The following is a 6,020-nucleotide window of genomic DNA, read 5'->3' as shown; positions in this document are numbered from 1 at the left end:
CCTTGCTTATTCTGCAATTAACAAAGCAGATTATAATAACAAAGATGACCGACACATTACGGCTCAAATCCGGGGTGATAAGAAACTAACAATCGCGGCAAATGGCGCTATCACCACAGCAGGTTCTAAATTGACTTCGGGTGGTGACGTCATACTTTCCTCCGGTGGCAATATGCGCTTCGAATCAGTGCAAAATCACACTTATCGGGAAAACGGCAGTGAATCCACCGAATCAGTGACTCAGAATGGCACTGAACTGACCAGCGGCGGCATACTGACGGTTCTTTCAAACGGCAGCATTCTATTCCAGGCCACTAAACTAGCGGCTAAAGGTGCAATGGATGTCTCGGCGAAAGGCGGTTATCTGTACGCTCAAGCGATGGAAGAATCCAACCACTATGAAAAAACAGAAACCAAACGTAGGTGGTATGGAAGAATCCAACCACTATGAAAAAACAGAAACCAAACGTAGGTGGTATGGTAAAAAGAAAACCACCACACGCACCCGTCATGACGTCACCAACAAAGTCACTGAATTTACTGCTGGCGGTGATATCAATCTGTTAAGCCGGGATGACAGCACCTATGAAGCCAGTAAAATCGCCACCAATAAAAATGCCAAACTGACCAGTACTCACGGTAAAGTCAATTTTAAAGCGGTCAAAAACAGCACCTTTGAGCAGACTATTACCCATTCCAAAGGCTTTTATATCAAGCAGACGAATAAAGGCTATACCGAAAACAAATGGGTTCTTCCTGCTATTCATATCGGCGGAAAATTTACTGTGGAGGCGGCCAAAGGGGTTAGCGCGGATATCAAAGCCAAAAATGGTCAATCGTTACAGAATGCGGTGTCAGTATTCGGCAATACGCCGGAAACCGCCTGGCTGAAAGGACTCAATGAACGTAAAGACGTTCAATGGAACTTAGTTAAAGATGCCTATGACAGTTGGGATTATAAAAGCCAGCACCTGAATCCGGTGGTCTCTGCGGTTATCGCGATTGCAGTCGCCGCTGCGACAGCGGGAGCCGGATTAACGGTTTCTGTTGCCGGGTCAGCCGCAAGTACAGCGGGTTCAGCAGCGACGGCAGCGGGCGCTACTGCCAGCACTGCCGCCGCCATGAGCTCAGTCGCTTACGGCGCGACGGCTTCCGGCATGGCCGCGCTCGCTTCTCAGGCAGCGGTAGCTTTGGTGGATAACCAAGGTGACTTATCCAAAACCTTAAAAGTGATGGGAAGCAGCGACACCGTTAAATCAACTATCACATCGATGGCGATTGGTGGCGCACTGGCGGGTTTTGATAACGTCATGGGATGGGATAAAGCCGCCAATGGCGCTCAAATTAACCCGGCAAAAGCGGCATTACCTAAACTGAGCAATGGCGACTGGAGCAAAGTGGCTCAACGGATCGCAGGTCAATCCATTATCAGTTCCAGCCTGGGTACAGCCATTAATGGCGGTAGTTTCAAGGACAACTTCACCACCGCATTACTTGCCAATATTGGCAGCCAGATTAATGCCGAAGGTGCCGGGTTGATTGGTAATAACGGTCAGGTGTTAGGTTTACCCGGAAAAGCTATCAGCCATGCGGCGGTTTCTGCCCTTGCTGCGGAAATTAGTGGCGGTGATGCCAAAGGGGCTGCTGCCGGGGCATTAGCGGCAGAACTGGCCGCGATAACATTGGATAAAACATTCAATGATCCAATGAAAATTCAGGCGGGCGGAAAAATCATCGGCAGCGTCGCAGGCGCCATTGCGACCAACAGCGCCAAAGGCGCTAACAGTGGGGCTAATGCCGGAGAAATTGTTATTCTCTTTAACCACCTGAACTCCATGAATGCCTACAATCTGGTCAGAGAGCTCCAGGAAGCCAATAAGCAAGGAACACCTACCGAAGCAATCTGGAACAAATACAACAAACTAAGTGCTGCGCAACGGGCAGACATGTTGTCTCACTGTGCCGGGAACGGTGGGTTATGCACACTGACCTATCAGGCCGAAATGGACGGTGGGATAAAAACGGCAGATGCCATTAGTGGCCTGAGATGGATGTTTGGCCTATCAGAAGAAGATTCCCATCGTATCAGTCAGTTTGTGACGACAGAAAATCAGAACGATTTAGGGCTGTTATATAACTCGTTGCCCACTTGGGAAAAAGGTGCACTAATAGCCAAAGAGGCAGTAGAATCTGCCGGTATTGGTGGTGCTATCAGCAGCAAAGCTTCAGTTGCTTCGATCGTTGGGAAGAGTCGTCATGTTGGCAACACAATAGGCTCAAGCATTAATGTTAAACATGTTTTTCATGGTGAAATAAACCGAAGAGGAAATGCAGTTGGTTTTCACCATGAGGCGGGGATCGGTTACCAAGGAAAAGCGCGCATTACTGAAATCATAGCTCCTCCAAATGCTCAAGGCGTCTATCGCGGAAGAGTTGAAGTATTGAACTCGCAAACGGGTCAATGGGTTCAGAAAGGACCAATATCATCATTCTTCCCACAATCTTGGAATCGTCAGCAGGTGATGTCAGAAATTAAGGGGGCATTTAAAAATTCCACTGTACAAGGTAGTAAGTGGGAGGGGAGATCACCAAGTGGAGTGAAAATTGGTGGTTATTTAGATAAAAATGGAAACATTAATACGGCATATCCTATTTATGAGCCTTAAACAACAAATGAAATTTTACATTGATAAAGATGGTTATTGTAGCGTTGACGCAGACGAAGAAAATCGTCTTGTTGAATGGTTTTTGAAAGATGATATTCAAGGTTGTTTACATACTGCTAACGAATATATCGCAGCATGTAATTCTGTAGAAAATGGGCAAAATCCAAAGTGGGAAGGTACAGGTAACGCCCATACTGTAACCATCAAACCGGATGGTGTCGAAATTTTTAACGAATACACAGAAGAAAGCCTACAGATTGCAACCATAGATGAATTCAAAGGTTATCTTGAGAAGTGGAAGGAATTACTTCTGAGTAGAGAATAAACATCAAAAAGCCGGAAGATCTTCGTGATCTTCCGGCTTTGTTCTTTGTTACCGTGACGAAAACCCATGATAGGCCAGCGTTTCTTCGTGGCTCAAATGTACTTCCCTTAGCTGTTCAATCCCTGCCGTAATGCATTCCCCCTTATAGTCACCAATGAGTTCGCGTATCCTTAGTTTGATTTCCCTGAGCTGGCTTTGCTGGCGTATCCATAGGCGTTATTGCTGGGGCATTTACCACAAATAGTCTACAAGGTGCTCACAGCGGAATTAATTCTGGAGAGCTAGGATTGTATATAATCACTTCGCACATGCTTTGGCAGCAATGGAAAAGGAAAAACCAGGGGCTATAAAAGCTTATAAAGGGAAATCGGAGAAAATTTGTGCGCAGTCACCAGAAGCATGTAAAGCGGTTGCAATAACCCTGAGTGTAGAGCATTTTTAAACTCTAATTTTTTCAATAAAAGTCCCAGAAGGCGTTTTACCTTTCAAGCCACCGCGTAGTCTGTGATATATGTGGTTTGTGATAGTGGTAAAACGCCTCCTCTCCCATTCAGCCAAATTTGGCTTTTAAATCTATGTCTCCTTTAGTTTTGGCTATATATATTCAACATTAGCAATCCAGTTTTGTTGGCGACGCGTCAATCGCGCTTGCTCGCTTTCGTCAGTGAACTTGGCTGCAATATACTTAAGCAGCGCAGGGTCAACGTCTTCAAAGGTATTGACGTTAACTACGGCATAATCGCGACCGTTAATCTGGCTGATGACAACAGGCACTACCCCGCACTGGCTACAGATGTGAAACTGCGCTGTGCCTGTTTCAAAAGAGTATCTATGTAAAAGCTTTTGTTCTCTGATACTCAGCCGAAGCTGTCCTGCCGGGAATGATGTCCAGACTGCATTGTGCTTGGTACAAAAAGAGCAAGTACATGCTCGTGCCGGAATCTCCAGAGGTTCAGGCTCCCAATTAAACGTAAATTCAACATTCTTACAGTGACAACTACCGGAAATTAACATGTGTACCTCCTTAGTTTACGTGTCTTAACAATAGTGAAGAAATGTGATCTGGTATTACTGGTTTGTGAGTTTTAAAAAAATATACCCGTCATCTTTCAAGTTGCCTCTTTGTTGGCTGCACTCACTCACCCCGGTCACATAGTTATCTATGCTCCCGGGGATTCGCTCCCTTGCCGTCGCGATCCATCTTGAAATCCATAGGGTATATATCATCGTTCAAATAATAATGGCTTTGTTTTTAGCATTATGTGTTGTGTTTTGTGTTTTTTTTTGTTCATTTTTGAACTTAAATTCTGTGTTTTTTTGTTTGCTAAAAGTGATGTTGATGTTACTATTTTTTTTAATTGATATTTACATGAATTTATTTTTGTAAAAGTTAATTATTAAAGAAGCTGTGTAAAAGTATCTCACTATTTGGAGGGGTTATTTATAGAGTAAAAAATTATTAATCTAAAGCGTGAATGGGATTTTGTCTTTATGCTGTTATAAAGAGTTCTTAATTCTTGCAGTACAAGATAATATGCAAAGTAACTTGTTGTTTTTACATGCAAGGTGTTAATTTTATTCATTAAATAAGTGATTTTGTGCATTTAATGTAGATTTAATTGGCACGTGACTTTTATTTTATACGGAATTTATTTTGGGATAATGTTTATTATATCGATTGGTTAATGGCCTATGAGCAACAAAACTTCATCTTTATTATTTATCGTTTTAATGGCTTTTCTTTCTATGGGGGGACTGGTTTCATCAGATATATTCCTACCCGCTTTGAGTAAAATGGGAAACTATTATCACGTTAGCGAATCTAGTATACAAAGTGCAATAGCTATATTTCTATTTGGTATAGCCTTTTCTCAACTTATTTATGGACCATTAAGTGATTGTTTAGGAAGAAAAAGGGTTCTTATTTCTGGGATGATTATATGGCTGATTTCAACAATCGGTATTTTTTACAGTACGCATATTAGTGAGTTACTATTATTACGTTTATTCCAGGGAATAGGCGCTTGTGCGGGTATTACATTAAGTCGCGCCATTATTAGTGATCTGATGGGGAAAGGAGAGGCAGCCAATTTGTATCTGATTATTTTCCCTTTTGTGGGAATGTCACCCGCTGTCGCACCCATGATCGGAGGTATGTTAAGTGAATATTATGGCTGGAAAGCCTGTTTTTTATTTCTTACTTTATTTATAACAGCCACGCTTATGTTGTGCTTGCTAGTTCTGAAAGAATCACTACCAATAGAAAAACGTCAAAATTTGAGTGTTAAAAATGTATTGGTTAGTACTTACCAAGTGATAATAAATAAAGAGTTTCTTTACTATGCAGCAATACCTTGTTTCGCTTATACGGCATATTTTTCTTATTTGATTGAATCTCCATTTATTCTTACCGCTATGGGATTACCAGAAAAATATGTTGGCTACACCTATATAATGCTCTCTTTGAGTTATGTGTTGGGTAATCTTACTGCTAAAAAATTAAGTCGCCGGCAGGGCGTGAGAAAGACGATTTCTCATGGCTATTTTATCTTTGCTGTTGGAGGTATTGCTTTCACGATACAAATGTTTGTTAGTTCCTACCCATTGATAACTTCTGTGCTAACAATATCAGTATTGACTTTCGGTAATGGTTTTTTGCTGCCACTAGGTACTGCGTCAGCAATTGCCGCTCATTCTCAAGCGGCAGGGACAGCTTCCGGCGTAATGGGAACCTTGCAATTAGGTAGTGCGGGACTGGCATCATTGCTTATTGGTTATCTATCTCACCATGAACCTATTAAGGTGGCATCTATCATCACAGTTGTTTCCTTGGTCGGTAGTATTATTTATATAACGGGTAATAGAGAAATTCTTTAGTTGCAGATAGGGAATTTTTTAAGTTTATGCAAATAATGCCCATAATGGTTTTTTTGATAAATAAAGAGATAGATTTTTGAAATACAGATACCTAATCGATCAATAGTAAAACATTATATTAATTTGGATTGCTTGATAGTTGTAGTGGAAAT

General features: G+C 42.0%; 4 protein-coding genes and 1 pseudogene. 4 read left to right on the top strand and 1 reads right to left on the bottom strand.

The features are described 5' to 3' along the window. The 3 genes and pseudogenes from C6H66_RS27795 to C6H66_RS21995 all read left to right on the top strand — a co-directional run. A pseudogene (locus C6H66_RS27795) lies at positions 1-1,871 on the top strand (DUF637 domain-containing protein); the annotation flags it as partial. 75 nt (positions 1,872-1,946) lie between these two features. Next, complete coding sequence (locus C6H66_RS27790) at positions 1,947-2,666, top strand: EndoU domain-containing protein (RefSeq protein ID WP_425600146.1); 720 nt, start codon at positions 1,947-1,949, stop codon at positions 2,664-2,666. Continuing rightward, positions 2,656-2,991, top strand: a complete 336-nt coding sequence (locus C6H66_RS21995; RefSeq protein WP_248000780.1) for a hypothetical protein — start codon at positions 2,656-2,658, stop codon at positions 2,989-2,991. Before C6H66_RS27790 ends, C6H66_RS21995 begins: the two co-directional genes overlap by 11 nt. 594 nt (positions 2,992-3,585) lie before the next feature. On the opposite strand, the gene C6H66_RS21990 is transcribed toward C6H66_RS21995, so the two are convergent. After that, positions 3,586-4,005 carry a GFA family protein gene (locus tag C6H66_RS21990; RefSeq protein WP_105396724.1) on the bottom strand — a complete coding sequence of 140 codons (420 nt, stop codon included), beginning with the start codon at positions 4,003-4,005 and terminating at the stop codon, positions 3,586-3,588. Between the two features lie 678 nt (positions 4,006-4,683). On the opposite strand from C6H66_RS21990, the gene C6H66_RS21980 reads away from it, so the two are divergent. After that, complete coding sequence (locus C6H66_RS21980) at positions 4,684-5,868, top strand: multidrug effflux MFS transporter (protein WP_105396723.1); 1,185 nt, start codon at positions 4,684-4,686, stop codon at positions 5,866-5,868. Positions 5,869-6,020 lie beyond the last annotated feature (152 nt).

Origin of the sequence: Photorhabdus hindustanensis (assembly GCF_002968995.1) — a bacterium.
GTDB lineage: Bacteria > Pseudomonadota > Gammaproteobacteria > Enterobacterales > Enterobacteriaceae > Photorhabdus > Photorhabdus akhurstii.
This window is presented reverse-complemented; position numbering and strand designations above follow the sequence as displayed.

Bases quoted from the DNA above. Each gene is read 5' to 3' on its own strand.
- C6H66_RS27790 (WP_425600146.1), top strand. From the start codon at position 1,947: ATGTTGTCTCACTGTGCCGGGAACGGTGGGTTATGCACACTGACCTAT.
- C6H66_RS21995 (WP_248000780.1), top strand. From the start codon at position 2,656: ATGAGCCTTAAACAACAAATGAAATTTTACATTGATAAAGATGGTTAT.
- C6H66_RS21980 (WP_105396723.1), top strand. From the start codon at position 4,684: ATGAGCAACAAAACTTCATCTTTATTATTTATCGTTTTAATGGCTTTT.
- C6H66_RS21990 (WP_105396724.1), bottom strand. From the start codon at position 4,005: ATGTTAATTTCCGGTAGTTGTCACTGTAAGAATGTTGAATTTACGTTT.